Origin of the sequence: Lysobacter capsici, assembly GCF_018732085.1 — a bacterium.
Taxonomy (GTDB): Bacteria; Pseudomonadota; Gammaproteobacteria; order Xanthomonadales; family Xanthomonadaceae; genus Lysobacter; species Lysobacter capsici_A.
The window spans coordinates 44,790-69,885 of sequence record NZ_CP076103.1 but is presented as its reverse complement, the minus strand read 5'-3'; the positions used below and the strand labels follow the sequence as shown (position 1 = coordinate 69,885).

General features: G+C 68.7%; 24 protein-coding genes and 1 pseudogene. 11 read left to right on the top strand and 14 right to left on the bottom strand.

All coding sequences use genetic code 11. The features are described 5' to 3' along the window. Positions 1–51: 51 nt before the first annotated feature. The 3 genes from KME82_RS00310 to KME82_RS00300 form a co-directional block, all read right to left on the bottom strand. Positions 52–1,440, bottom strand: a complete 1,389-nt coding sequence (locus KME82_RS00310) for an FAD/NAD(P)-binding protein (RefSeq protein ID WP_215496760.1) — start codon at positions 1,438–1,440, stop codon at positions 52–54. Between the two features lie 231 nt (positions 1,441–1,671). Then, positions 1,672–3,051 (bottom strand): alpha/beta hydrolase family protein, encoded by a 1,380-nt coding sequence (locus KME82_RS00305; RefSeq protein ID WP_215496759.1) that lies wholly within the window; start codon positions 3,049–3,051, stop codon positions 1,672–1,674. Positions 3,052–3,186: 135 nt separating this feature from the next. Beyond that, a complete protein-coding gene (locus KME82_RS00300; RefSeq protein WP_215496758.1) occupies positions 3,187–3,933 on the bottom strand; it encodes a hypothetical protein in 747 nt (248 codons plus the stop codon). 94 nt (positions 3,934–4,027) lie between these two features. Here KME82_RS00300 and KME82_RS00295 point away from each other — a divergent pair. Beyond that, a pseudogene (locus KME82_RS00295) lies at positions 4,028–5,231 on the top strand (sensor histidine kinase). Continuing rightward, positions 5,228–5,869 carry a response regulator gene (locus KME82_RS00290; RefSeq protein WP_215496756.1) on the top strand — a complete coding sequence of 214 codons (642 nt, stop codon included), beginning with the start codon at positions 5,228–5,230 and terminating at the stop codon, positions 5,867–5,869. Before KME82_RS00295 ends, KME82_RS00290 begins: the two are co-directional and overlap by 4 nt. Before the next feature lie 73 nt (positions 5,870–5,942). Here the strand turns inward: KME82_RS00290 and KME82_RS00285 are convergent, their stop codons facing one another. Beyond that, positions 5,943–6,323 (bottom strand): pentapeptide repeat-containing protein, encoded by a 381-nt coding sequence (locus KME82_RS00285; protein ID WP_215496755.1) that lies wholly within the window; start codon positions 6,321–6,323, stop codon positions 5,943–5,945. Between the two features lie 239 nt (positions 6,324–6,562). Between KME82_RS00285 and KME82_RS00280 the strand changes: the two genes are divergently transcribed. Together KME82_RS00280 and sigJ are read left to right on the top strand one after the other, a co-directional pair. Then, on the top strand, positions 6,563–7,006 hold the full coding sequence (locus KME82_RS00280) for a carboxymuconolactone decarboxylase family protein (RefSeq protein WP_215496754.1): 444 nt from the start codon (positions 6,563–6,565) through the stop codon (positions 7,004–7,006). A gap of 198 nt (positions 7,007–7,204) precedes the next feature. Then, on the top strand, positions 7,205–8,092 hold the full coding sequence (gene sigJ, locus KME82_RS00275) for an RNA polymerase sigma factor SigJ (RefSeq protein WP_215496753.1): 888 nt from the start codon (positions 7,205–7,207) through the stop codon (positions 8,090–8,092). Between the two features lie 448 nt (positions 8,093–8,540). Here the strand turns inward: sigJ and KME82_RS00270 are convergent, their stop codons facing one another. The 5 genes from KME82_RS00270 to KME82_RS00250 all read right to left on the bottom strand — a co-directional run bounded on the left by KME82_RS00270 (position 8,541) and on the right by KME82_RS00250 (position 13,696). Further along, complete coding sequence (locus KME82_RS00270; protein WP_215496752.1) at positions 8,541–9,239, bottom strand: helix-turn-helix transcriptional regulator; 699 nt, start codon at positions 9,237–9,239, stop codon at positions 8,541–8,543. Positions 9,240–9,348: 109 nt separating this feature from the next. Continuing rightward, positions 9,349–10,596: an NIPSNAP family protein gene (locus tag KME82_RS00265; RefSeq protein ID WP_215496751.1), complete on the bottom strand. Its 1,248-nt coding sequence runs from the start codon at positions 10,594–10,596 to the stop codon at positions 9,349–9,351. Between the two features lie 37 nt (positions 10,597–10,633). Next, entirely contained in the window at positions 10,634–11,233 is a 600-nt protein-coding gene (locus KME82_RS00260; RefSeq protein ID WP_215496750.1) for a hypothetical protein, read from the bottom strand. A 265-nt stretch (positions 11,234–11,498) separates the two neighbouring features. After that, a complete protein-coding gene (locus KME82_RS00255) occupies positions 11,499–13,034 on the bottom strand; it encodes a sensor histidine kinase (RefSeq protein WP_215496749.1) in 1,536 nt (511 codons plus the stop codon). Beyond that, positions 13,031–13,696, bottom strand: coding sequence for a response regulator transcription factor (locus KME82_RS00250; RefSeq protein ID WP_036103392.1), 666 nt, complete (start codon positions 13,694–13,696; stop codon positions 13,031–13,033). Before KME82_RS00250 ends, KME82_RS00255 begins: the two co-directional genes overlap by 4 nt. Positions 13,697–13,986: 290 nt before the next feature. Here KME82_RS00250 and KME82_RS00245 point away from each other — a divergent pair, with 290 nt between their 5' ends. After that, entirely contained in the window at positions 13,987–14,523 is a 537-nt protein-coding gene (locus tag KME82_RS00245; protein ID WP_215496748.1) for a GNAT family N-acetyltransferase, read from the top strand. Positions 14,524–14,891: 368 nt separating this feature from the next. Here KME82_RS00245 and dinB read toward each other — a convergent pair whose 3' ends face one another. Next, a complete protein-coding gene (dinB, locus tag KME82_RS00240; protein WP_286673196.1) occupies positions 14,892–16,016 on the bottom strand; it encodes a DNA polymerase IV in 1,125 nt (374 codons plus the stop codon). A 167-nt stretch (positions 16,017–16,183) separates the two neighbouring features. Further along, entirely contained in the window at positions 16,184–16,681 is a 498-nt protein-coding gene (locus KME82_RS00235) for a hypothetical protein (protein ID WP_215496746.1), read from the bottom strand. A 116-nt stretch (positions 16,682–16,797) separates the two neighbouring features. Here KME82_RS00235 and KME82_RS00230 point away from each other — a divergent pair, with 116 nt between their 5' ends. Together KME82_RS00230 and KME82_RS00225 are read left to right on the top strand one after the other, a co-directional pair. Then, complete coding sequence (locus tag KME82_RS00230; RefSeq protein WP_215496745.1) at positions 16,798–17,100, top strand: hypothetical protein; 303 nt, start codon at positions 16,798–16,800, stop codon at positions 17,098–17,100. After that, positions 17,097–17,642: a hypothetical protein gene (locus tag KME82_RS00225; protein WP_215496744.1), complete on the top strand. Its 546-nt coding sequence runs from the start codon at positions 17,097–17,099 to the stop codon at positions 17,640–17,642. The genes KME82_RS00230 and KME82_RS00225 overlap by 4 nt, the downstream gene beginning before the upstream one ends. Before the next feature lie 203 nt (positions 17,643–17,845). Here KME82_RS00225 and KME82_RS00220 read toward each other — a convergent pair whose 3' ends face one another. Next, positions 17,846–18,187 (bottom strand): hypothetical protein, encoded by a 342-nt coding sequence (locus KME82_RS00220; RefSeq protein WP_215496743.1) that lies wholly within the window; start codon positions 18,185–18,187, stop codon positions 17,846–17,848. Positions 18,188–18,381: 194 nt separating this feature from the next. Beyond that, the gene (locus KME82_RS00215) at positions 18,382–18,948 is read right to left on the bottom strand and encodes a hypothetical protein (RefSeq protein WP_215496742.1); all 567 of its coding nucleotides are present in this window, start codon (positions 18,946–18,948) and stop codon (positions 18,382–18,384) included. Between the two features lie 440 nt (positions 18,949–19,388). Here KME82_RS00215 and KME82_RS00210 point away from each other — a divergent pair, with 440 nt between their 5' ends. The 4 genes from KME82_RS00210 to KME82_RS00195 all read left to right on the top strand — a co-directional run bounded on the left by KME82_RS00210 (position 19,389) and on the right by KME82_RS00195 (position 23,875). Continuing rightward, complete coding sequence (locus KME82_RS00210) at positions 19,389–20,444, top strand: class 1 fructose-bisphosphatase (RefSeq protein ID WP_215496741.1); 1,056 nt, start codon at positions 19,389–19,391, stop codon at positions 20,442–20,444. A 255-nt stretch (positions 20,445–20,699) separates the two neighbouring features. After that, the gene (locus tag KME82_RS00205; protein WP_215496740.1) at positions 20,700–22,163 is read left to right on the top strand and encodes a sigma-54 dependent transcriptional regulator; all 1,464 of its coding nucleotides are present in this window, start codon (positions 20,700–20,702) and stop codon (positions 22,161–22,163) included. 48 nt (positions 22,164–22,211) lie between these two features. Then, entirely contained in the window at positions 22,212–22,880 is a 669-nt protein-coding gene (locus KME82_RS00200) for a hypothetical protein (protein WP_215496739.1), read from the top strand. Then, the gene (locus tag KME82_RS00195; RefSeq protein WP_215496738.1) at positions 22,865–23,875 is read left to right on the top strand and encodes a Cthe_2314 family HEPN domain-containing protein; all 1,011 of its coding nucleotides are present in this window, start codon (positions 22,865–22,867) and stop codon (positions 23,873–23,875) included. Before KME82_RS00200 ends, KME82_RS00195 begins: the two co-directional genes overlap by 16 nt. Here KME82_RS00195 and KME82_RS00190 read toward each other — a convergent pair. Next, a complete protein-coding gene (locus tag KME82_RS00190; RefSeq protein WP_215496737.1) occupies positions 23,770–25,095 on the bottom strand; it encodes a transporter in 1,326 nt (441 codons plus the stop codon). The two genes, KME82_RS00195 and KME82_RS00190, sit on opposite strands and share 106 nt — an antisense overlap. Between the last annotated feature and the right edge of the window lies 1 nt (position 25,096).

Genomic DNA, 25,096 nt, shown 5'->3' with positions numbered 1-25,096 from the left:
CGACGCGACCGGCGCCTTAGCGTCCGATCGCGTCGCACACGAACCGCCGTATCAGGCGATTGCCGCGCGCTCCTGCGGCGCGGCGCGCGCCGCCGACGAAGTCGCCAGCAACTGCGTGGCCAGCTCGCGCGCCGCCTTGCGCAACTCGGGCACCGCGGTGATCTCCCACAGCTGCGCGCGCAGCAGCGGCCCGATCGCGAACAGCCCGCGCACCGCACCGCCCTTGGCGTCGAGGATTTCGAAGCGGTCGGAGGTCTTCAGGCCCAGGCCCAGCGGATCGGCCGCGACCAGACCCGATTCGCGCAAGTGCGCGATCAACGGATGAGTGCTGCGTTCGACGTCGGTGTCCAGGCCGGTGGCGCGGATCAGCAGGTCGTAGCGCTCGTTGCGCAAGGTGTTGCCGCCGCGTTCGCGGATCAGCGCCTCAACCGCGTCGTCGCCGCGGCGCGCGCGCAGCAGGCGGCCGGCGCGGATCTGCAGCTGGCCGCTGTCTTGCAGCGCCTGCAGCTCCTGCGCCAGTTGCGGCGCGATCCGATGCCGCGCCACTTCCCAGTACGAACGCAGATGGCGCAGGAAACTCGCGCGCTGCGGCGTGGGCATGCCGTGCCAGAACGATTGCAGATGCGGCCGCAACGCATCGATCAGGCTGCGCCAGTCGGCGACCACCGGCGACAGGGTGCGCAGTGCGCGCAATAGTTCGCGCGGTGCATGCGTCTCCAGCGCCTGCAGCACCGCCGGCGGCAGCGCGATGGCTTCGGGCGGATATTCGCCGTGCGCGCGCGGCAACAGCCCGTGTCGCGACAGCGCGACGATCGGCCCGCGATGGCCGCGCCGCTGCAAGGTCACCACCACGTCGGCCATGGTCAGGCCGGTGCCGACGATCAGCAGCCGCGCATCCGGCGCGATCGCATCGATCGCGCCGTCCTGCCACGGCCAGCCGAGATAACTGGGATGAATCGCCAGGCGCGGCCCGACCCCCGGCAGCGGTTGCGGCGGCAGCGCGCCGACCGCGAGCACTACGCGGTCGCTGACGAAATCGCTGCCGTCGGCCAGATGCACGCGGAACCCGGCCGACGCGCGTTCCACCGCGATCGCTTCGTGACGGATCTGGCTGAAGCCCGCGGTGCTGCCGGCGACCGCGGTCTGCAACTGCGCGTGCAGGTACTCGCCGTACAACAAGCGCGGCAGATAACTGCCGCGCGCGCGATCGGTCAGATTGAGCCAGTCGGCGAAACCGCCGGGCTGGTCGGGCGTCGCGCCCAGATCGCTGGCGCGCACATTGAGCAGATGCTCGGGCCGCGCCTCGCCGTAGGCCACGCCGCGGCCGTAACTGTCGGGCACGCCGACTAGGCACAACTCCACGCCCGGCCCGGCCTGCCGCGCCAATTCGCTGGCGAGTGCGCTGCCGCTGAAACCCGCTCCGACGATGGTGATCCGCATGACTGGGCTCCGCGACGCGATTGAGGAGTGACCGTTCTAGTGGATCGCGTGAGTGCGTGCGTAAAGGCGGGGTTAGCGGTTCGTAAAGCGGCGCCAACGAAGCGGAACTTCGTCATGACGAATCGGCATGATGGGTGACGTGAAACTGTAATGAGGGTTGGGGTTTTTCAATCACCGCGAACAGTTCCCTCTCCCGCAAGCGGGAGAGGGAGACAAGCGGCGTGCGCTGACTTACTTAGGCCCCGCCAACTGCCTGGCCTGCCCATACGGCCAACCCTTCAACGTCCCGTGCTTGATCCAGTCCAGCTGCATGCGGATATACCCCTCCGCGATGCGGGTATGCTTACGCTCGCCCTTGGCGTCCTTCTCGAATTCCAGGATGCCGTGATCGGCCTGCGGAAACACCACCGAGGTGATCGGACGGCCGGCTTCGCCCAGCTCGGTCAACCGCTTCTGCGTCTCGGCCGACGGCGCCTCGACATCGTCGCCGCCGACGATCCACAGCTGCGGCGTCTTCAGGCTGCGCAGCACCGGCATCGGGTCGTAATCCCAGCTCACTTCGAAATCGAACTTCGCCAGCTCGGCCAGCGCTTGCTCTCGCGTATGCGATGCGATCAGACCGCTGTACTCGCCCTTGAGCGCCTTCCACCACGGCTCGCCCTGGTACTTCGTGCGCAAGGCATCGAGTTGGTCGTATCCGCGCTTGCCGCTGGTCGACGCGATCAGACCGGTCGCGTCGCTCACTTCGCGCGCCTTGCGCAGGGTTTCCGCATCGCCGAAGCCGGCCGCGCGCAGATCCAGCGCGACCTGATCGCGATCCTCGGACAACACACCGTCGGCCAAGCCGAAGCCGACGAACACGAAGCTCGCCTGCGGCGTCTTGCTCGCCGCCAGCGGCGCGACCCAGCCGCCCTGGCTGCCGCCGTGGAACCCGATCCGGCCGATCCGCTTGCGGCCCAAGCGCTGCGCTTCGTGCAACGCGGCGGAAGCGTCGTCGGACAAATCGTGGAAGTTCTGCGAGTACTTGCCGCTGGAACCACCGGTGCCGCGCTTGTCGTAGACGAACACGCCCACGCCTTCGGCCGGGAACATGTACTGCTGGAAATACGCATCCACGCCGGAATAGTTTTCCGAACCATGCACCAGCACCACCACCGGCACCTTGGTCTTGCCCTGCGGCAACACCAGCCGGCCGCGCAGGTTCACGCCCTTGCCTTCGAATTTGGTGTCGACGATGTCGAACTTGAGTTTCTTGCCGGTATGGCCGTCGTAGCGGATGCCTTCGTCGCTGCAATCGCCGAACGACACCGCCACCGGATCGGGCTGATCGGTCCAGCCGCGGGTGCCGACCCAGCGGCCGTTTTCCCAGCTCAGCTTGCCGACCCGGCCGTCGAACGCACGCCAACGCAATTGCGTGGGCTTGTCCATCTGGGTGACCGCGACCACGCTGCCGTCGTCGAGCCGGTAGGCGCCGACGTGGCAACGCTGATCGGAAGCCGCGGCGGTAGTGGCGGCGGTCGCGGCGGGTTCGGCCGCATGCGCACTGAACAGGGCGCCGACCAGCAGCGGCGCGGTCAGCCATTGGGCGGGACGAACGATGACTCGGTTCATATCGTGGGCCGTGACGGGAGGACTGCCTTTGTGATGCAAGCTTCGCCGCAACGGTTGCAGCTTCGACCCGACCATCGGCACAACCGTCGCCACTGTCGCTTTCGCGCGGGATGTGCTTCGCGGGTCGTGCCGCGTTTACGCGGGCTCGGTCTTCGCGCGCGCCGCCACCGGTCGCGGCGCGGTGTTGTCGGGTGCGGGCCTGGCGGTCGCCGCGCGGCCCCAGCGCCGATCGGCCCACCACTTGGCCCCGATCGCGGTGACCAGCGGGCCGAACCACGCCAGGTAATGCAGCGCCGCGCCGTCGACCATCGGCAGCAGGCGCGGCAGGCCGATGCCGAGGAAGGCGATATGCACGGCGATGCCGTTGCCGATCATCGCGGTGTAGTGCTCGATCAGCCACCAGCGCGGTCGCGCGGCCAGCTGTTCGCGACGGCGGCGCTTGCGCAGCATGTCGAAGCCGATGTACAGGCCGATGGCCGAGAAGCCGATCAACAGCGGCGCGCGGATGCTCGTGCCCAGCGCCAGCATCGCCGCGCCCGATGCGATCGACAGCGCCGCCAGCGCGGTGAAGACCGCGCCGGTGTAGCGGCGCACGTCGCGCTTGTCGACGATCGCGCGCCAACTGGCCCAGGTGCCGGTCGCGGTGATCACGATCAGATAGCCCAGGAACGCGGCGGTGGTCGGATGGCCCCGATGCAGCGCGTACAGCGCCATCGGCACCGCGGTGATCACGATGCCGGTCATCGCCAGCAGGAACACCTGCCCCGCGCGGCGATGCAGCGTGCCGCCCTTGCGCGCCAGACCGGCCGTCCAGAAGCCGATCAGCGCCGCCGCACCGATCGCGATGTGCAGGTATTTGACGATTGCGTAAGCCGATTCCATGTCGTCCGCTCCGTTCCCGGCGGATCGGGCCGGGGCAGGGTCATGCTCGACCGGACGCGGCGTCGCGGCAGGTCCCGGCGGTCACCACCTGCACCTGCCGGAAGTCACTTTCGACGCGCGAACCATTGCCAGCGCGGTGGCCGCGCCGCAGCATGCGCGGCATGACCTCGCTGCTGCGCCAGACCCTGCTGCAACCCATGAACCTGCCGGCGGTGTTGACCTGGCTGGCGGTGGCGTTGTCGCTGCGCTTCAACGACGACAAGGGTTCGCCGGTGCTGTGGACGGCGATGGTCGTGTTCGCGATCTGCTTTCTCGCCCACGATGCGTTCAAGGCGCGCCATGCCCGCTGGCGGGCGTTGCTGTTCGCGCTGGAAACGGCCGGCGCCTTGACGGTGTGCCTGTTCGCCTCGCGCGGCGGCGCCGCGCCGGCGCTGCTGGTGATCCTGGTCGCGCAGCTGGCCATGGTCTATCCGCCGCGCGTGCTGATCGCGCTGGCGATCGCGATCAACTTGGCGCTGTACCTGATTCTGCTGAAAGCGGGCAGCCCCGCGCCGGTGGTGATCACCATCATTTTCGCCGGCTTCCAATCCTTCTCCGCGCTGATCGCGCACTACGCGCGCAGCGCCGAACAGGCACGCGACCGCCTCGCCCTGGTCAACGCCGATCTGCTCGCCACCCGCGCCCTGTTGGCCGACAGCGCGCGCGACGCCGAGCGCCTGCGCATGGCGCGCGAGCTGCACGACGTGGCAGGGCACAAGCTCACCGCGATGATGTTGAACCTGCGCGTGCTCGCGGCCGAAGCCGAGTTCGCGCAACGCCGCGAGGTGTTGCTCGCGCAGCAACTGGCTGGCGAACTGCTCGGCGACATCCGCGGCGTGGTCCAGGCGCTGCGCGATACGCGCGGCCTGGACCTGGCGACCGCGCTGCGCGCGCTGGCCGCGCCGATCCCCAAGCCGGCGCTGCACCTGGAGATCGCCGACGACGTGCAGGTGACCGACCCGGCGCTGGCCGAAACCCTGCTGCGGGTGGTGCAGGAAGCGCTGACCAACAGCGCGCGCCACGCCGAAGCCGAGCGGGTCACGGTGCGGATCGACCGCGATGCGGCCGCGTTGCATCTGCGGATCGAGGACGACGGCCGGGTCCGTGGCGCACTATGCGAAGGCAATGGCCTGTCGGGCCTGCGCGAACGCATCGCCGAAGCCGGCGGCCGCGCCGGCATCGAGATCGGCCCGCGCGGCGGACTGCGCATCGATGCGAGCTTTCCCTTGCCCACCCGCACTTCCACGAGCCCCGCATGACGCCTTCGACCCCGATCCGCCTGGCCCTGGCCGACGACCAGATGCTGGTGCGCGCGGGCCTGCGCGCGTTGCTCGAACGCCTGGGCCTGACCATCGCGTTCGAAGCCGACGACGGCCAGGCGCTGCTCGATCAATTGGTCGACACTCCGGTCGACGTGGTGCTCAGCGATATCCGCATGCCCGGCGTCGACGGCATCGAAGCGCTGGTGAAACTGCGCGAACGCGGCGACCGCACCCCGGTGCTGCTGCTGACCACCTTCGACGACAGCGACCTGCTGCTGCGCGCGACCGAAGCCGGCGCGCAGGGTTTCCTGCTCAAGGATGCCGCGCCCGAAGACCTGCGCGATGCGATCGCGCGCGTCGCCGCCGGCGAAACCCTGCTGCAGCCGGTCAGCACCGAGCCGGTGCGCGCGCGCTACCGCTACCACGCCGACGACGCGCCGCGCGCGCTGTTCACCGAACGCGAGGTGTCGGTGTTGCGACTGATGGCCGGCGGCTATTCGAACAAGGAAATCGCCCGCGCGATGTTCCTGGCCGAGGGCACGGTCAAGAATTACGTCTCGGTGATCCTGGAAAAACTCGATACCCGCGATCGCACGCGCGCGGTGCTGAAGGCGATCACCTTGCGGGTGATTTGATTTTTTTCGATCGCGCGCGATCCGGGCCGGCGCATCGCTTCCGCGATTCGGTGACTCGATCGCGGCGCCCGGATCAAACCGACGGGTCGCGTTCCAGCTGCGCCCGGATCAGGGCCTGGATGTCGTAACCGAAGATGGTCAGCCCTTCGATGTTGGCGTCGTCGATCGACACGCCGGCCAGATTCACGTTGGCGAACGTCGCCCCGGACAGGTCCACATCGCTGAAGGTCGCGCCGGCCAGCGAGCAATCCTCGAACCTCGCGGCCAGCAGATTCTGGTGGCCGATCGCCACGCCGGCCAGGTTCACGTTGGCCCATCGCGCATCGCGCAGATTGACGTTGGCGAACGTCGCCCCGGACAGGTCGACATCGTTGAAGGTCGCACCGGCCAGCGAGCAGTCCTCGAAGGTCGCGGTCTGTAGATTCTGGTGCTCGAACTTGCGTTGTTCGGTCATGACGAAGCGGTCCTGGCGTGCGGGGCGGGCAATCGGGCCGTGGCGGAGCCACGGGGGGCTTGGCGCGATGGTGCTCGCCCCGGCGAACGGGCGCAATGCGAGGCCGATGAGCGCGACCACGACGGCCCCGCGGCAAGGAATCGGCCCATCGCAAAGTTTTTTCGCCCGCCATGTCACGGGCCGGCGGGGTGGATCGTCACTCAGGTATAGCCACTTCACCCACCTGAGAGGACACCGCCATGAGTACCACCGAAGCCGTCAAGTACGAACGCGAAATCCCCGAGATCCTGACCCAGCTGGGCAAGGTCCACACCGCCATCCAGGGCGCCATCGAGGCCAACAGCCTGCCGCGCGCGATCTACCACCTGATCCAGCTGCGCGCCTCGCAGATCAACGGCTGCGCCTACTGCATCAAGATGCACCTGCGCGAGGCGCGCGCCGACGGCGAGAGCAACGACCGCCTGGACCGCCTGATCGTGTGGCGCCACGTCGAGGACTTCAGCGCCGCCGAACGCGCCGCCCTGGCCTGGACCGAGGCGCTGACCACGATCGATGCGAGCGCCGATTACGCCGACTTGCGCGGTGAACTGCGCGCGCATTACGACGACAAGCAGATCGGCACGATCACCTCGGTGGTGATGATGATCAACCTGTGGAATCGCCTGCAGGTGTCCAAGCACTGAGCAAGCACTTGCCCTGCTCCCTCTCCCGCTTGCGGGAGAGGGCCGGGGTGAGGGTCCGCATCAGCCGCGCAACTCCATCCACCGAGCCAGCGCGCAGCAATCGGCCCAGACCGTCGAACGTGCGCAACACCGACCACGCGCGCAGAAGCCGCATCCCCCAAGCCCTATCATTCCCCCGCCTTCTTCACCGCACCGACCATGACCGCTTCCGACGACGCCCGCCTGTTCGCCCAATCCGCGCCGATGCTCACCGGCCTGGCCTATCGCATCCTCGGCTCGCGCGCCGACGCCGAGGATGCGGTGCAGGACACGTTCCTGAAGTGGCAGGCCAGCGACCGCGACACGATCGACAACCCCGGCGCCTGGCTGACCACCGCCTGCACCCGCCGCTGCATCGACCTGCTGCGCTCGGCGCACCGCACCCGCGTGGACTACGTCGGCTCGTGGTTGCCCGAACCGATCCACGCCGAAGCCGCCGGCCAGCCCGAGCAGCAACTGTCGCTGGCCTCGTCGCTGTCGACCGCGTTCTTGCTGCTGCTCGAACGATTGACCCCGAAGGAGCGCGCGGCCTACCTGCTGCACGAAATCTTCGATCAGCCCTATCCGGACGTGGCGCGCATCCTCGACCTCGAGGAAGCGGCCTGCCGCAAGCTGGTGCAGCGCGCGCGCGGCCATGTCGAACAGGCCAAGGTCCGCCACGTCACTCCGGCCGAGCAGCAGGATCAGTTGCTGGCCGCGTTCGAAACCGCGATCAGCGAAGGCCGCACCGCGCCGCTGGCGGCGCTGCTGTCGGAGCAGATCACCCTGCGCGCCGACGGCGGCGGCAAGGTCACCGCGCTGGCGCAGGCGCTGCACGGCCGCGACGCGGTGCTGGGCTTCATCGAGCAGGTGCTGCACCCGGCCTGCCGCGACGACCGCTGGACCTTCGTCGACCTCAACGGCGCGCGCGGCGTGATCCTGGAACGCGCCGGCCGCATCGAGGCGGCGGTGAGCTTCGGCTACGACGAGGACGATCGCTTGCGCGACATCTTCATCATGCGCAACCCCGACAAGCTGGCACGGTTGGAGGCGGTGGCGATTCGGTGAGGACGGGTGCGGCGTGGCTTTGGGTTTGACGGCGACGATGACTTGTCGCAACGCCAAGCCGCCACGCCCTCCACTCCCTGCGCCACAGTTCCCTCCTTTGGAAAAGGAGGGTTAGAGAGGATTTGCACTTAGCTTCAACTTCGCGTGAAAAGCAAATCCCCCGCGCAGTCGACTGTCGCCAGACATCGAACCGACGCAACGCGCCGCCCCCTTTTTCAAAGTGGGCTGATTGACGCGAGCCGGTTCTTCAGGTTTGGCGACTTATGCGCGACGGCTCATCGCCTAGCCAAGCCGCTGCGTCCTCCACTCCCTGCGCAACAGTTCCCTCCTTTGGAAAAGGAGGGTTAGGGAGGATTCGCTTTTAGCTGCAACCTCGCGCGAAAAGCGAATTCCTCGCGCGGCCGGCCGTCGCGAAACAACCGACGTAACACGCCCCCCTTTCATCGCCTCAGCCGTTGTCCAAACCGCGCGCACCCACCGCAATCAGATACGCGTCCAGGTCGCGCTGCTTCAGCTCCTGGAACACCTCGCCGGTGGGTTCGTGGCTGACGATGCGGTCCGGACGGAAATTGCGGAAGTCGTCGCGCAGGCGGCACCACGCGCCGAGGGTCCAGGTGCCGCCCCAGAAGGTCAGGCACAGCGGCTCGACTTCGCGTTCACTGGCGCGCTGCTGTCCATCCAGGTACCACACGCGCAGCACCGAGCGCTGGCGCACCGCATCGTGCAGCGCATCGATCAGGCCGCTGGATTCGATCCGGTTGTCGAGTTGCGGCGCGAAGATCCGCGTGCGTTCGCTGCGCGCGCGTAGCTCCGGCGGCAGCACCGCTTCGATCTTGAGCAGGGCCGCGGTCGCACCTCGGCCCAGGCGTTCGCCGCCGAAGGCGCGCACGAACCGGCTGCCGACCACCAGGGCTTCGAGCTCGTCGGGACTGAACATCAGCGGCGGGATATCCGCGCCCTTGCGCAACAGGTAGCCAACCCCGGCCTCGCCTTCGATCGGCACGCCGGAGCGTTGCAGGTCGGCGACGTCGCGGTAGATCGTGCGCAGCGACACTTCCAGGGTCTGCGCCAAGTGCTGGGCGGTGATCGCATGGCGGCGGCCGCGCAAGGCATGGATCAGCAGGAACAGTCGGTCGGCGCGGCGCATGCGGCATGATCCCGCGCCGCGCGCGCCGGCTCAAGCGCTGTGGTGTGCTCGTCCCAGTCCGTCGCGGCTCCGTTGCGGCGCGCCGAGCGTCGCAAACCCCACCGCGCGCTCATCCGCGCAACTCCGAACGCGCGGTCGGCGACAGCCGCAGCCATTGCGGCGCCTGCCTGAGATCGCCGAGCAAGGCGTCGGCCAGCAGCGCGCGCCAGCGCGGATCGGCCTGCACGCGCGTGGTCACGCTCGCGTCGGCAGGACTCGCATCGGCATGACCGGCGAACCACACCAGCACCGATTCGCCCTCGCGCACCGGCAAACGCGCGAAACCGTTCGGCGAAGGATCGGTCACGTACACACCGTGCAGCTGCGCGCCGTGTTCGCTCAGCAGCGGCGCGAAACGCTGGCGGAACAGCTCGGCGAAGCCGTCCTGCGCCGGTGCATTGAGAGCGCAGATCCCGATCGTAACCACGGCATCGGGCATCGCGCGGCTACCGCGGGGTTCGCGCGCCTGCGCCGCGGCCGCGAAGCCCGCACCCGGCCACGCCGGCTTGAGCATCAGCACGTCGTCGTTGTCGAGCAAGGTCGCGTTGGCCGCGTCGCGGTGGCGCTTCCAGGTCGGCCCGAAGTAGAACGCGCCCAGCGAGGCCGCGCGCAAGGCGTGATTCGGAAAGCCGCGCACCCAGGTGTAACGGTCGTCTTGGTCGAGATCGCGGAACTGGCCGATCACGTGCATGCCGACCGCTTCCTGCGATTCGATGAATTCGTTTTCGAACAACTCGATCAGCTCGTCGCGACGGCCCGGCTGCATGCGGTACTGGCGCAGCTCGATCACCGTGTCTTCGTGCAGCAGGCGGCCTTGCTCGTCGCTGCGGTGCATCCACATATGCCAGTTGGTTTCCCAGCTGTTGCCGCCGTCGACGGAGAACTGCTGATGCCAGTGCGCGGTGTTGGCGCTGATGTCGCTCCACACGAAGCGGGCCAGCACCGGTCGGCCGTCGTGCTCGAGTTCGCCGTTGAACACGCCGATGCCGTCCTGGAAACCGCCGCTGACTGGCGGTTCCAGTACGCCGTCGTGATTGCCGGCCCACCAGATGCTCCATTGCCGCTGTTCGATATTGAACAGGCGCAAGGTCATGCCCTGGAAGGTGTCGTGCGCGCCGGGCCGGTTCCAGTCGCTGAGGAAGGCGTCGACATTGCCCAGACTGCCCAGTACCGGCTCGCAGGTCTGCTGCGCGGGAAAGATTTCCCAGTCGTCCGAACCCGCCAGGCGCTGGGTCAGGCGTTCGTTGCGCACCTGCCAGCGGCCGTGCAGGAAGTCGAAATCGTGGCGTCCGTCGTGGCGCGCGGAGGTGTCGTTCATGGCGTGGGTCTCGTGGCGATGCAGTGTTTCGGGTGTGTCATGCGATCCGGGTCATCTGCATGACCCAGTTGGTTTCCCAGCTGCGGCCGCCGTCGGGCGACAGCGCCTGTTCCCAATGCACGCTGTCGGCGTGGATGCGCGACCACGTGGCGCGCGAGGGCAGCATTGCGCCTTCATGCGCTTCGAGCCCTTCGAACACGCCCACGCCGCCCTGGAAGCCGCCGGTCAACGGCGCTTCGAGCACGCCGTCGCGGTCGCTGGCCCAATACACCAGCCACTGACGGGTCTGCGGCCGATACAGGCGCAGGGCGAAGCCTTCGATGCCGCCGTTCCAGTCGGTGCGGTAGCGATCGACGCTGCCCAGGCCGCCGAGCACCGGCCGGCATTCGTCGGTGGCGTCGAATTCGATCCAGTCGCGGCTGCCAGTCAAGCGCTTGGCCAAGCGGCGGTTGTGGACCTGCCAGCGGCCGAAATAGAAATCGAAGTCGTGGCGGCCGTCGATGGCCGTGGGGGTCGCGTCAGCCGTGGCTTGGCCGGCGGCGGTCTGGGCCGGCGCGGCGGCATGCAGGCGCGAGGCCAGGGCGGCGATGGGCGCGCCGGCGCTCAATTGCAGGATTGTTCGTCGTTGCCGGTCCATCGCGCGCTCCCCACCGTGCCGATCGCACCTGGGCAGGATGGGCGGGGGCTGCTGCCAGCTTGTTGTCAGTAGGGATGGGGGGTGGGGTGGAATCGCAAGATCGGGACAACGTTGCGTTTGCGGTTAAAAGCAAATCCCCCCTAGCCCCCCTTTTTCAAAGGGGGGAACCGATAGGTGGGTTGCACTACGTCGTGGCAGATCGCCGCGATGCATTCCCCCCTTTGAAAAAGGGGGTTAGGGGGGATTTGCTTTTGCGGTCAGATCGCTACGTTCCCACCACCGGCGCAGCCGGAAACCGCACGCACACCTCGAATCCACGCCCCGGCCCACGCGGGTCCTCGGCGGCGCGCTCCAGCCCCAGGCCGCATTCGATCTTCGCGCCGTGGGTCTGGGCGATCCGCGCCACCAGCGACAGACCGATGCCGCTGCCGCCCTCGGGGCTGCCGGGCGCGCGATAGAAACGATCGAAGATGCGTTCGCAATCCTCCGGCGCCACGCCGATGCCGTTGTCGGCCACGCGCAACACCACCGTGCCGTCGACTTCGGCCGTACACGACACCGCGACCTGACCGTCGGCGCCGGCATGGCGCACCGCGTTGTCGATCAGGTTGCGCAGCAGGATGCCGAGCTGATCGACATCGCCGAGCAACCGCGCCGGGCCGGCGCGCAGGCTGATGCGCTGGCGGCGCTCGCGCGCGAGGGTCTCGAAATCGCGGATCACCAGCACGATCAGGTCGGACAGGTCCAGCGGCGCGAGCCGTACCGTCTCCGCGCCGGCATCGAGCCGGGCCAGGTCCAGCAACTGCTCCGACAAGCGCGCGCTGCGCTGCACGCCGGCGTTGAGCCGCAGCAGCGCGGCGTTCTTCTCTTCCAGGGTGGTCGCGCGCAGCGCCAGCTCGGCATGGGTGCTGAGCACCGCCAGCGGCGTGCGCAACTCGTGCGCGGCGTCGGAGATGAAGCGGCGCTCGTGCTGGACCGCGGCGTCGACGCGTTCGAGCTGATCGTTGAACGCATCGACCAGCGGCCGGAACTCGGCCGGCAAGGCCTGGGTCGGCAACGGGGTGAGGTCCAGCGGCGGGCGGCCCTTGAGGGTGTCGCGCAAGGCGGTGATCGGGCGCAGCGACATCCCGATCACCTTCCACGTCGCCAGCCCGAACAGCACCAGGATCAGCGCCGCGGCGAGCAGGCTGCCGACGATCCAGCCCTGCAGTTCCTGGATCGCCATGCGCTTGGTGCGCCCGACCTGCACGATCAGGCCGCGGCGCGGGTCGCTGAGCGTATACACCTGCCAACGCTCGCCATCGATCATGCGCCGCGCGAAGCCGTCCTTGAACGCGGGATTCAACGGCTGCAACGGCGCCGATGCGGAATACACCACGTTGCGGCCCTGCGCCCACACCTGAAAACTCATCTTCTGGTCGGCCGCGACCGGCGCGACGGCGCGCTTGGGATCGCGCGAGGGCAGGCGTTCCAGGCCTTCGGGCATCGACGCGAGCACTTGTTCGGCGATCTCGCGCAGCGAGTTGTCGAGCATCCCGGAATGCTCGCGGCTGAGTTGCCACACCTGGCAGGCCAGCCACACGAACCACGCCAGCAGCACGGTCTTGAGCAGCACCCAGGTCAGGGTCCAGCGCAGCGAACGGCCGCCGTCGAAGCGCACGTCGTGGCGCTCGTGCCAGGCGCGGTGGCGCGCTTCGAGTTCGCACCAGCGCGCGCGCCGGCTCTCCTCGTGCTCGCTGGCCGAGGGTGCGGACGCGTCGGCGTCGCGCGTCGCCGGCGTGTCGCCGCCGAGCGCGCTCATGCCGACACTCCGCCGATGCGATAACCGTAGCCATGCACGGTCACGATCAATTGCTCGCCGAGCTTGCGCCGCAGCTGATGCACGTACACCGCGATGGTGTTGCTCTCGATCGTGCCGGAGCTGCCGTACACCGATTCTTCCAGCTGCTCGCGCGTGACCACCCGGCCCTGGCGTTCGAGCAGCAGCATCAGGGTGCGGAATTCATGGCCGCTGAGCGCGACCGGCTCGCCGTCGCGGGTGACCAGCCGGCGCGCCGGATCGAGCACCACCGCGCCGCAGCTGAGCACCGGCGAGACCCGGCCCTGGCTGCGCCGCATCACCGCGCGCAGGCGCGCGCACAACTCGTCGAGCTGAAACGGTTTGACGATGTAGTCGTCGGCGCCGGCATCGAGCCCGGCGATGCGTTCGCTGAGTTTGTCGCGCGCGGTCACGATCAACACCGGGGTGGCGTCGTAGCGGTTGCGCAGGGTCGCCAGCACGCCCAGGCCGGAGCCGCCGGGCAGGCCGACGTCGAGCACCACCGCATCGAAGTTGTGATCGACCAGCGCAGTCTTCGCCAACGGCGCGTCGGCGACCCACTCCACGCACCAACCGTCGTGCGTGAGTCCCGCGCGCACCGCTTCGGCCAGCATCGCGTCGTCTTCCACCAACAGAATGTTCATGCCTGGTACTGCGTCACCTGGTCGCATCGTCGTCCGCACAATGCGGCCGCACGATTAAAAACTTCTTAAAAGCCGGCGCGCACGATGCCTCGCATGCTCGCTCCGACCTCCGCCATGACCGCTGCCCGCCGCACCGCCCACGCGCATCCGCGCGCCGGCCGGTCCCGGCGCCGGTCCGCGCGGCCGATGCTACGCCTGTGGCCGGCGCGCGACCGTATCGGCGCTCGACGAAGTCACCGCGCCGGTCCGCCGCACCGCATCCCTTTCCTCCCCTGCCCCGGACCTCCGCGATGAATGCCCCGCTCGCCGTATCCGTAAGCCCCGCCGCCGTCGCCATGCCCGTCCCCGGCCTGGTGGTGCGTCCCGTCGTCCGCGCCGATGCGCCGCTCCTGATCGCCCTGTGCGACGAGCATGCCGACAGCCGCGCACTCGAACGCCGTCCCTACGGCCCGCCGCGCGCGCAGCCGCTGGAGCTGCTGGAGGTGCTGTTCGAGCCGCCGTTCGGCGCCTGGGCCTGGATCGCCGAAATCGACGGCGCGGTGGTGGGTTACGCCAGCGCGACCGCCGGCTTCTCGATGCTCGAACGCGCCTACTGCCTGCATCTGGACGAGCCCTACCTGCGCGCGCCCGGCCGCGATCGCGGCGTGGAGACCGAGCTGCTGCGTTGCGCGCTCGACGCCGCCCAGCGCTTCGGCTGCTTGAACCTGCAATGCCAGTCGCCGGCCTGGAGCGAAGCCGCGCGCGAGCTCGACGCGCCGCTGCGTGCGGTGCGGATCGAGGCGGTGCGGTATGTGATGCGGATGGAGAGCGACGTCGTCGACGCTTGATCGGCGGCGGTTTTCGCATCGCTGGCATTAACGGTGCGGCCCATCGCTACGCCACGCACATCGATTCATCGATGCGCCCCTGTAGGAGGGGCGCGAGCCGCGACCGCGCTACCGCGCATACGTCATTGCCGAGAGGTCGCGGTCGCGACTTGCGGCGCTCCTACAGTCGCTTTCGGCGGTATTCCCGGCATCTGGCGTTGCCGATCGTCGATGTCGCTTTCCTCATCCAACAAGATCTGTCGGTTCTCCATGTAGGAGCGGCGCGAGCCGCGACCGCGAAACCGCGCATGCATCGTTGCCGAGAGGTCGCAGTCGCGGCTTGCGCCGCGCCTACCCTCCCGTTGCGCACAGTGCACCGTGCGTCAAGATCACAACGCGTCGATGTCGCTGTCGTCGTCGAACAGATCGCTTTGCAACACCGCGGCATCCTCGTCTTCATCGACGAACCCCGACAAACCCACGCCGACCAACCGATACAAGGTCTGCGCCGGCAATTCGACCCGCGCGCGCAGGCCGCTGGCGATGTCGGCCAGTTCGGCTTCGCCGCTCGGCGGGTGCGGCGCGGTCAGGCTGCGGGTCAGGATGCGGAAGTCCGAGGTCTTGAGCTTGAGCACCACCGTGCGCGCGATCCGCCCCGGGTTGCGCTGCAGTTCGCGCTGATACCCGGCCCAGGTCTTGCCGGCTAGGCGGCGGATGTCGGTCTCGACCTGCTGCAACGGCAAATCCTTCTCGAAGGTGTCTTCCGAGGAAATCTGCAGGGTCGGCCGCTCCGGCTCGACCGGATGCTCGTCGATGCCGTGCGCCAGTTCGTGCAGGCGCCGGCCCCAGCGGCCGAAGCGCTGCTCCAGCGCGAGCGCGCCGAGCGCGCGCAGGTCGGCGACCACGCCCACGCCCAATTCGGCCAGCTTGGCTTCCATGACCTTGCCCACGCCGGGCAGGCGCCCGACCGGCAGCGGCGCCAGGAACGCCTCGACCTGATGCGGCTTGACCACGAACAGGCCGTCGGGCTTGTTCCAGTCCGAAGCGATCTTGGCCACAAACTTGTTCGGCGCCACCCCGGCCGACGCGGTCAGCCGGGTTTCCTCGCGGATCGCGTCGCGGATCGCTTCGGCGGTCGCGGTCGCCGACGGCAATCCGGTCTTGGTCGTGGTGACGTCCAGATACGCCTCGTCCAGCGACAACGGCTCGATCAAGTCGGTGTGGCGGGCGAAGATTTCGCGCACCTGGCGCGAGACCGCCTTGTAGCGCACGAAGTCCGGCGGCACGAACACCGCATGCGGGCACAGCCGCTCGGCGCGCACCGCCGGCATCGCCGAACGCACGCCGAACTTGCGCGCCTCGTAGCTGGCCGCGCACACCACCGAGCGCGCGCCGCGCCAGGCCACCACCACCGGCTGGCCGCGCAGTTCGGGCGCGTCGCGCTGCTCCACCGACGCGTAGAACGCGTCCATGTCGACATGCAGGATCTTGCGGCGGGGCGCGGACTCGGGCACACGATCGGCGAAAGCTCGGGTGCGTGCATGGTAGCGCCTGCCCGCGCGGCGGCCGTTGCCGGCGCGGGTGGATTCGCGCCGGGCGTGGGCCTGCGGTGCCGATCCGGGCGCGCGCGGCAGGTCGCCGCGCGCGGGTCGGTGGTCGAACGCCGGACCGCGAGCGAGGCTCAGCGCGGAATCGGATACGCGGTGTAGAGCACCCAGCGCCGATCGATGAAACGCATGACCACGCGCACGGTGTTGGTCTGGATTTCACGGCCGGCGGTGCATACGCCGGCGGCGTTGGCGGCGGTGCATTGGTAGGAGAAGAACTGGATCGGCAGATCGCGCGCGGCCTCGGCGTTGGGCTGCGGGTTCTGCGCGCAGTACAGCGGCGGGTTCTGCGCGGCCAAGGTGTTGTAGGCCTCGGTCCAGTCCTGCGCGTCGCGGAACAAGGTGCGGTTGTTCTGAGTGAAACCCTGCGGCGGGACCTGGCCGCGGATGTGCGCGTTGAGGTGACCGCCGTATTGGTTGTTCATCAGCGGCGAGGACGAAATCTGCACCGTGTTGATATTGGTGCAGGCGACCTGCGCGAACGCCGGCGCGGCGCACAGGGCCAGCGGAACGGCGAGCGCGGCGAGGAAGCGGCGGGCGGCGGGGGCGCGGCGCGAAGCGATGTGGTTCATGGCGAACTCCGGTGAGGTGGCGGAAAGAGGAGGCGGGACCGGCGCGCGCTGCGAGCCGGTCGGCCCGACGGATCGGATGCGCGGGTTGCCTGGAAAAACGCCCTGCGAGGCGCTCCGTGAATCCGGCCGCGGCTGGCGTGGATGCGCGCGCGGCGGCGAGTGCGGGCCGTGCGCATCGCCGGCGCGTTCGAACGCTCGGCGCGGGTATCGAATGCCTCGCGACGGCGCGTTCGGCCGGCGGTCGCGATGCGGCGTCGCGATGCGGTCGTCGTATTCGCGCCATCGTCGTTCGACCGACGTCGCCCGCCATCGAGCGCGCGACCGCGATCGCGATCGGATCGAACCAGGCCGCGCCGAACGAACGGCGCGACCGCGCGCCCATTCACGACCACCCCGGCATCGCGTTCTCACCGGCATGACTCATCCCCCCAGCACGCGTACCGACGCCGGCGAGGCGCCCGTCATCGCCCACCCTTACTTCGCCGGACTGCCGGCGCCGGATTCGAGCGATTTCGAATCGCTGTGCCGGTTCTGCGAGGACCACCGCATCGCCGTGCTCGCCGCGCTGCCGTGGGTCGCCGCCGAGGTCGCCGCGCTCGGCGGGTTCGCCTCGATGCTGCGGCTGGTGCGCCGCCACGGCGGCCGCCGGCTGTACCTGCCGCGCGGCCGCACCGCGTGCTCGGTGCGCCTGGGCGTGGCCCTGGACGCGCCGACCCACCGGCGCCTGCTCGACCGCGCCAGCGCCGCCGGCACGATCGAGATCCCCTCGGCCTGGGGCGTGTTCGTCGGCCTGCGCCGGGTCGCGATCCGCGCCGCGGTCCGCGCCGGGCGCAGCCAGCGCGAAGTCGCCCAGAGCTTCGGCGTGACCGAGCGCCATCTGCGCCGCGAAGCCGATTCGATCCAGTTGGCCGACCATCCCCGCACCGATGCGGACGACGCCACCGCCGCGCCGAATAACTGAGCGCGAAGCACCCCGTCGGGATCCAGGCTTACGACCCATCGACTCGGATAACGTGCGTCGGGGCTGACTTGTTCGGCCCGGCGCATCCTTCATGTGTGCCGATCGTGGCGCGCCACGATCGGCATGCCGGTTAATCCGGCGGCGAGACGAACGGGGCGTTCGATGCGGCCTGGGCGATCAATCGCCGGCCATCGAATCGACGGTCATGCATTGCCGTCTTCGGGCCGGCGCAGATCCAGTCGGCAGTGAAGACAGAAATCGGTCTGATAGTTGGTGCATACCCTGTCGTCGGACGGGTCGGGGGCCACCCACTGGTGCGGCGTGTTGCCGCAGCAGGGGCAGCGGAATTGATCGGCGCTGTTGAGCCGCCGAACGGAGCGCACGCTCACAGCCACCACAATGAAGATCGCGATGGCGATTGAAGCGACGACGACCACGGTCGACTGCGCGAGGCTACCCAGCAGGGCGACGAAAACCGCGATCCAGGCAAGCAGCGGACCGGAATCGGTGGGCGCCCTTAGCCGGTTGTACTCCGCCAGTTTCATACGTCCAAGGTTCCGCGGGGCCTGCGCGGTTCGATGGCCGCAGGATAGCAGCGGAGACGACCGCGGCCATCGATACATCCGCCGCGGCGTGCCGACCTGACCAGGTCGTGTTTGCAATCACGAGGCTCCGATTACCGGAGCATCGCGACAGCACGACCGGCGCCTGCGATGGCGAGGTGCGAATGGAGGGGTGATTACCGCTTCTTCTTGACCGGCAATTTGTCGCATTCAAGATCGCCGGCGCCCATGTGATCGAATCCAAGCATGAGCAGGTTCGGCGTGCAGTTCGTGTCGCCCGGGCATTCGGTGATGCTCACGTTCATGACGTTGGCGGGCCGCCGTTCACCCGCATCCAGTCCCATCAGAACCTCGATCGCATGCTTGCTCGTACCCGGATCGAAATCGATCGACACGTATTGCGCTTCGCCGTGCTCCCAGACCGTTTCCACTGACTTGATCGGCGCCGGCAGGGTCTTGGCGACGCGGGCCGGCAGCTCCGGCCCGGCATGATAATTGCCGCCGCCATCGCAACCGTCGCCCCAATCGATGCGGTCGAAATCGGCGGCGCAACCGAACTTCTTGTCCTGCACCCCGAAACGCTTTTCGAGCATGCAGCCAAAATCGGTCGCCCGCATTCTCGGCCAGGCCGTCAATTCGGTGGGGGCCAGCCCGGCGCCAGCGGCCTGGCTGGCGGACGCTGCCGCAGCGAAAGCATTTCCTGCGACGAGCATCGATACGGCAACGAATATCCATTTATGCATGGCGAGATCTTCCTTTGATCGGTCGTTTGGCAAAACCAATGACGAGGCCGATCTCCACGAGGTCGGTCGTCTCGTCGTCCATGATTGCCGTTCGCGCAAGACAAACACAGTCTGGGGCATGCCCTAGTGGACACACCGCGGTCAGCACACCGCCAAGGCCAGGGTAAAGCCCGCGACCTCGGGACATCCCAACCTCCGGGCTTGCGGCCGACGTAGCCACCGCACGATGCCGCCCTGGCGAGGCGGCAAGGCGCGGGTCGATGCGTTCGTCCGCCCGGCGCCGCCACGGCGGCCGCTGGATGCCGCGTGTACACGCCGGCCCGTCCGGCCTCGCCCGCACGCCCGCACGCCCGCAAAAACTGAACGCGTCGCGCGGCGGCCACCCGGCCGGTCATCCGCATCGGCGACAATGACGGCCCTCGCCGCCACCGCCCCGAGCCATGTCCGCCGCTCTCAATCCCAGCACCAGCCCCATCTCCCTGACCCGTTACCTGATCGAAGAACAGCGCGCCGGGCGCATCAACCCCGACCTGCGCCTGCTGATCGAAGTGGTCGCCCGCGCCTGCAAGACCATCTCGATCGCGGTCGGCAAAGGCGCGCTGGGCGGCGTGCTCGGCGAGGCCGGCACGCCCGGCGAAGCGAGCATGAACATCCAGGGCGAGGCGCAGAAGAAGCTCGACGTGCTCAGCAACGAGATCCTGCTCGAAGCCAACGCGTGGGGCGGCCACCTCGCCGGCCTGGCCTCGGAGGAAATGGACACCTCGCACCCGATCCCCGACGTCTACCCGCGCGGCAACTACCTGCTGCTGTTCGATCCGCTCGACGGCTCCAGCAACATCGACGTCAACATCTCGGTCGGCACGATCTTCTCGGTGCTGCGCTGCCCCGACGGCGTCACCCAGGCCGCCGACAAGGACTTCCTGCAGCCCGGCAGCGAACAGGTCTGCGCCGGCTACACCACCTACGGCCCGAGCACGATGCTGGTGCTGACCATCGGCAACGGCACCCACTCGTTCACCCTGGACCGCGAAGTCGGCAGCTTCGTAATGACCACCCGCGGCATGCAGATCCCCGAAGACACCAAGGAATTCGCGGTCAACATGTCCAACCAGCGCCACTGGCAGCCGCCGATGCAGGCCTACGTGGGCGATCTGCTGGCCGGCAAGGAAGGCCCGCGCGGCAAGGACTTCAACATGCGCTGGGTGGCCTCGATGGTCGCCGACGTGCACCGCATCCTGACCCGCGGCGGCATCTTCAGCTATCCGCTCGACGCCAAGTGCGCCGCCCAGGGCGGCAAGCTGCGGCTGATGTACGAGGCCAACCCGATGGCGTTCCTGGTCGAACAGGCCGGCGGCGCGGCCAGCACCGGCCGCCAGCGCATGCTCGAGGTCGAACCGACCGGCCTGCACATGCGCGTGCCGGTGTTCCTGGGCAGCAAGAGCGAAGTCGAAACCGCGGTGCGTTACCACCACGAGTACGACGCCGAGCAGGGCTGAGCCCGCTCGCGCGTCGCGCGACACCGGGCCGCGACGGCCCGGCGTCGCACCTGCGACCCGCGGCGCAGGCCCGGCCGGCAGGCACACCAAAGCCACCCGTCCTCCCCATACGCTCGATTCGTCCCAAACCCGGCCGAGATCGCCTAAACGCGCCGCGCCCGCCGCAGCGGCCTTCGATGACCGGCTTTTGCCGCGCCCCGCGTTTGCCTAAGGACTTGCAGGTGCCGGTGCATTTGCGCCGGCGGGGAAGCTTCGATGTCCAACACCACTCGGGGCGACTTGGGGAGTCGTCGCACCACCAACCGTCACGCCGCCGCGCGCTCGATCGCCTCGCGCGGCGACGGCGCGCGCGAGCTGATCTACCTCAGCCCTGGCGGGGCCGGCCGCATGCATGCGCTGGCGCCGCTGCAGACCCTGGGCTGGACCCTGCGCCGCGCCGCCGACGCCCGCACCGCCCTGCGCATGCTGCAGTCCCAGCCGCAGCTGCCGCACGCGGTGCTGATCGACCTGCGCGAGGGCTTCGACGCCCGCGACCTGGACGAACTCGGCCCGGCCCTGGCCACCCAGAACGCCGGCTGGATCGCCGGCATCGCCGCGGCCCAGCTCGACGACGAACACGCGCGCCGGCTGATCCGCGACTACTGCTACGACTACGTCACCCTGCCGTGCCCGGAAGCGGTGCTGCACACGGTGATCGGCCACGCCTACGGCATGGCCGCGCTGGCCTGCGGCCACGACGCCGACAGCATCGGCGCCGGCGGCGTGGACGGCATGATCGGCGAGAGCCAGCCCATCCGCAGCCTGTGCCGCGGCCTGCACAAGGCCGCCGCGACCGACGCGCCGGTGTTCATCGCCGGCGAGACCGGCACCGGCAAGGAACTGGCCGCGATGGCGGTGCATCGCCACTCGCATCGCCAGCGCCATCCCTTCGTCGCGATCAACTGCGGCTCGATCCCGCACAACCTGGTCCAGTCCGAACTGTTCGGCTACGAACGCGGCGCCTTCACCGGCGCGCAGCAGCGCAAGCTCGGCCGCATCGAGATGGCCAACGGCGGCACCTTGTTCCTCGACGAGATCGGCGACCTGCCGATGGACAGCCAGGCCTCGCTGCTGCGTTTCCTGCAGCAAGGTTCGATCGAGCGCCTGGGCGGCCACGAACAGATCCCGGTCGACGTGCGCATCGTCTCGGCCACCCACCACGACCTCGACGACGCCATCGCCGCCGGGCGCTTTCGCGCCGACCTGTTCCATCGCCTGTGCGTGCTGCGCCTGGAACAACCGCCGCTGCGCGACCGCGGCGGCGACATCGACCTGATCGCCGACCACGCCCTGCAGCGCTACGCCCAGGAAACCTCGCGCGGGATCAAGGGCTTTTCGCCGTGCGCGCGTCAGGCCCTGCACCGCCACCCGTGGCCAGGCAACGTGCGCGAACTGATCAACCGCGTGCGCCAGGCGGTGATCATGGCCGAAGGCCGCTACATCACCGCCGCCGACCTGCACATCGACGACGCCGGCGACGGCCTGCCGGTCACCCTGGAAGAAGCCCGCGACGCCGCCACCCGCGAAGCGATCGAACGCGCCCTGCACCGCAACCGCCGGCGCCTGGGCGAATCGGCGCGCGAACTGGGCGTGTCGCGGGTGACCTTGTACCGGCTGATGCAGCGCCTGGGCATGCGCGGCAGCGAGGACGAAGCCGACGAGGAATCTCAGGCTGTGTGACGCCGATCACGCACAATTTCCGGACTAACCAAGACGGGGAGTCAGGGGATGAAGCCAAGGATTTCGGTCAACCAACTCGGCGAATACATGATGGCCACGCCGACGCGTCGGCGGCAGATCGTCAGGGATCAGAAAAACCCGCCGCTGTTCAAATCCACCCGCTACCGCGACGCGCGCGAAGTGATCGCCGAGCACATCGCCTCGAACATGGTCGACGACACCGCCGCGCTGACCGCCGCCGAAGCGCTGCGCGAGAACACCGAGGGCGGCGACTTCGCGGTCCAGGACCGGATCCATTCGGCGCATGCGATCACCGCGTTCCTGGATATCTGCGAGGACATGAAGGTCGGCGCGCTGACCGCGGTGCGCGTGGACACCTTTTCCAGCGACGGGCTCGAACTGGCCGGGGTCAAGGTGGTGATGCGTCCGGAGGCCTTGTTGCTGGACCCGGCGACGCAGGAGGTCGTCGGCTGCGTCAAGCTGCACTTCTCCCGCACCCAGCCATTGGATGGCCGCAGCGCCGCCTACGTCGCGACCGCGCTGCGCGCGCACCTGGAGCAGAACCTGTCGTCCCCCGGTACGGTCAATCCCGATCGCTGCTACGTCGTCGATATCGCCACCCGCAGCATCCTGAGCGCGCCGAAGGCCAACAAGCGCCGGCTCGGCGATCTGGGCGCGGCGTGCGAGGAGATCAAGGACCGGTGGGCGCAGGTTTGATGCCTGCGCGGCAAGGCGCGGCCGTTGCGTATGCAGCGACGGTCGCGCGCTCGATCGTCGCCGTTTTATGCGGCCGGGCAACCCCCTGCCCTGCAGGGCCGTCGACCCGGGTTCACGATCCGTCCATGACTCGAACTCAAGCGCAAACACCTGCACGCGATGCCGGATCGACCGATCCCGCCGCGCGGCGAACATCGCCGACGTTGATCGATCATCCCGCGCTGAAAACGCTGCTTGGGCAGTTTAAAGCATATGCGCAGTGCGGAATGAGCGCGGTTCAATCCGGGCACAGGCAGTTCAAGGCGTCCGAGGCATCGCTCCACGCCGCCGCGATCATGGAACGAGTGGCCGCGGTGGACGACGCCCTGGCTTCGCTGCACATCGCATCGAGGTATCTGCATGAACTGTCCGCGCAAGCCGAATCGGCGGCGGCGCTGCACCGCTACCACTACGAGAATTTCGTACTTCGCGCGATCGGCGCCGTCGACCGGGTTTATCGACTGATCGGCGCCGCCTTGCGGCTGGATCCAAGACGCTACGATTTGTCGTCGGGCAATCGCCATGTAGACCAATACGTGCGGCTTCATCATCCCGGGCTGCACGCCTCGGTCGCGACCGTCCACGGCCTGGGCGAGCACTACCGGACGATCCGCAACGCGTTGATCCACGCCGAGGCCTACTCGAACCGCGAGCTCGGCCTGTTCGATACCGCGCAAACGCTCGATTGCCGTTTCGAGAACATCGACACGCCCGCGCTGTATCGGGCCTGCATGCGCCAACGCTGCGACGAAGCGGACGCGCGGCTCGCGCAATTGCAGGCCGCGATGAGCGCAGTGCTCGACCAGCTCGCGCCGCTGCTGGCAAACGGCGCGGCCGCGGCCGCGCAGACTCAAAACGAGCGCGAGCCCCGCATCGAAAACACGAAGTTGGGCGCGTCCGGCGTCAGCCCCGCGGCGAGTTGTCCGTTGAGCGTCCAGCCCGAAGGCAGCACGTAGCTCGCGCCGATGTTGAGCGTGGTCGAGTTGCTGGAGCTGCCCGGCACGCGACGTTTTTCGCCGCCCGGCGCGGTCAGGTGGGTGGCGCCGGTGACGGCGGTGGCGACGGCGAAACTCACCGCGGAACGATCGTTGAGCGCGATCGCCAGGCCGCCGCTGAGCTGGATGCTGTTGCCCAGTTCGACCCGCGCCGGCGACACCTGTTCGGCCACCGGCGAGATGTCGTCGAAATTCGTCGGCTGGTTGTAGGTGTAGCCCAGGTTGCCGAACAGGATCACCGGATCGTAGGTGCGCAGCGCCGATACGTTGACGGTCGCGGCCCAGACGCCCGAACCGGTCGGCAGGTCCTCGGGGATGTTGAGGTTGTTGTTGTCGCCGTCGGGCTGGATCAGTTTCAGGCCGAACGGGTCGCGCCCGGTCGGCGCGCGCACGCGCACGCTGGTGACGATGTCGGGCCAGCGCTGCGATTCCTTCACCCATTGGTAGTACGCGGCGATGCTGGCGTCGCCGATGCCCTGCGAGCGCATCCGCACTTCGCTGACCACGCTGGACGCGCCGCCGGCGCCGCCGCTGACGAAACGCGAGTCGCGGTACACGTAAGGCAGGCTGGCTTCGATGCTGAGCCGGTCGCTGAGGCCGTAGCGGCCGCTGAGTTCGAAGGTGCCGACGCTGGCCTTGGTCTGGTCCAGGTTGATGCTGCCCAGGAAGATCGCGTCCAGCGCCAGGAAGCCGCTCAACGCCAGTTGCCGGCGGTCGTAATAGCTGTAGCTCAAACCGGTGTCGAGGGTGAACTTGCGTTCGAACAGCGGCGCGTGTTCGCGCACGACCAGGGCCTTTTCCTGTTCGCGGCGCTGGGCGTCCTCGGCGCGCTGGGTCTGGCCGACCTGCACCGGCGCGTCGTCCTCGCCGTCGCGCGCGGCGCTCGCCGAGGCCTTGCGTTGCGCCTGTTCGGCCACATCGCGCGCGTTGTCGGTGGCCTCGCTTTGCTGCGCGAGCGACGGTGGCGCGCCGCTCAGGCCGCGTCCGCGCTGGCTCAGTTCGAGCTCGTCGACCTGGCCGCGCAGCCGCTGGATCTCGGCTTTCTGCGCGGCCAGTTCGTCGCTCATGTCGAGCATGCGCTGGTGCAGCGACTTGAAATCGGTGGCGGCTTCGTCGGCATGGGCCGGCGCGCTTAGGGCGAGCGCGAGGGCGACGGACAGGGGAGCGAGTAGAGGGCGCATG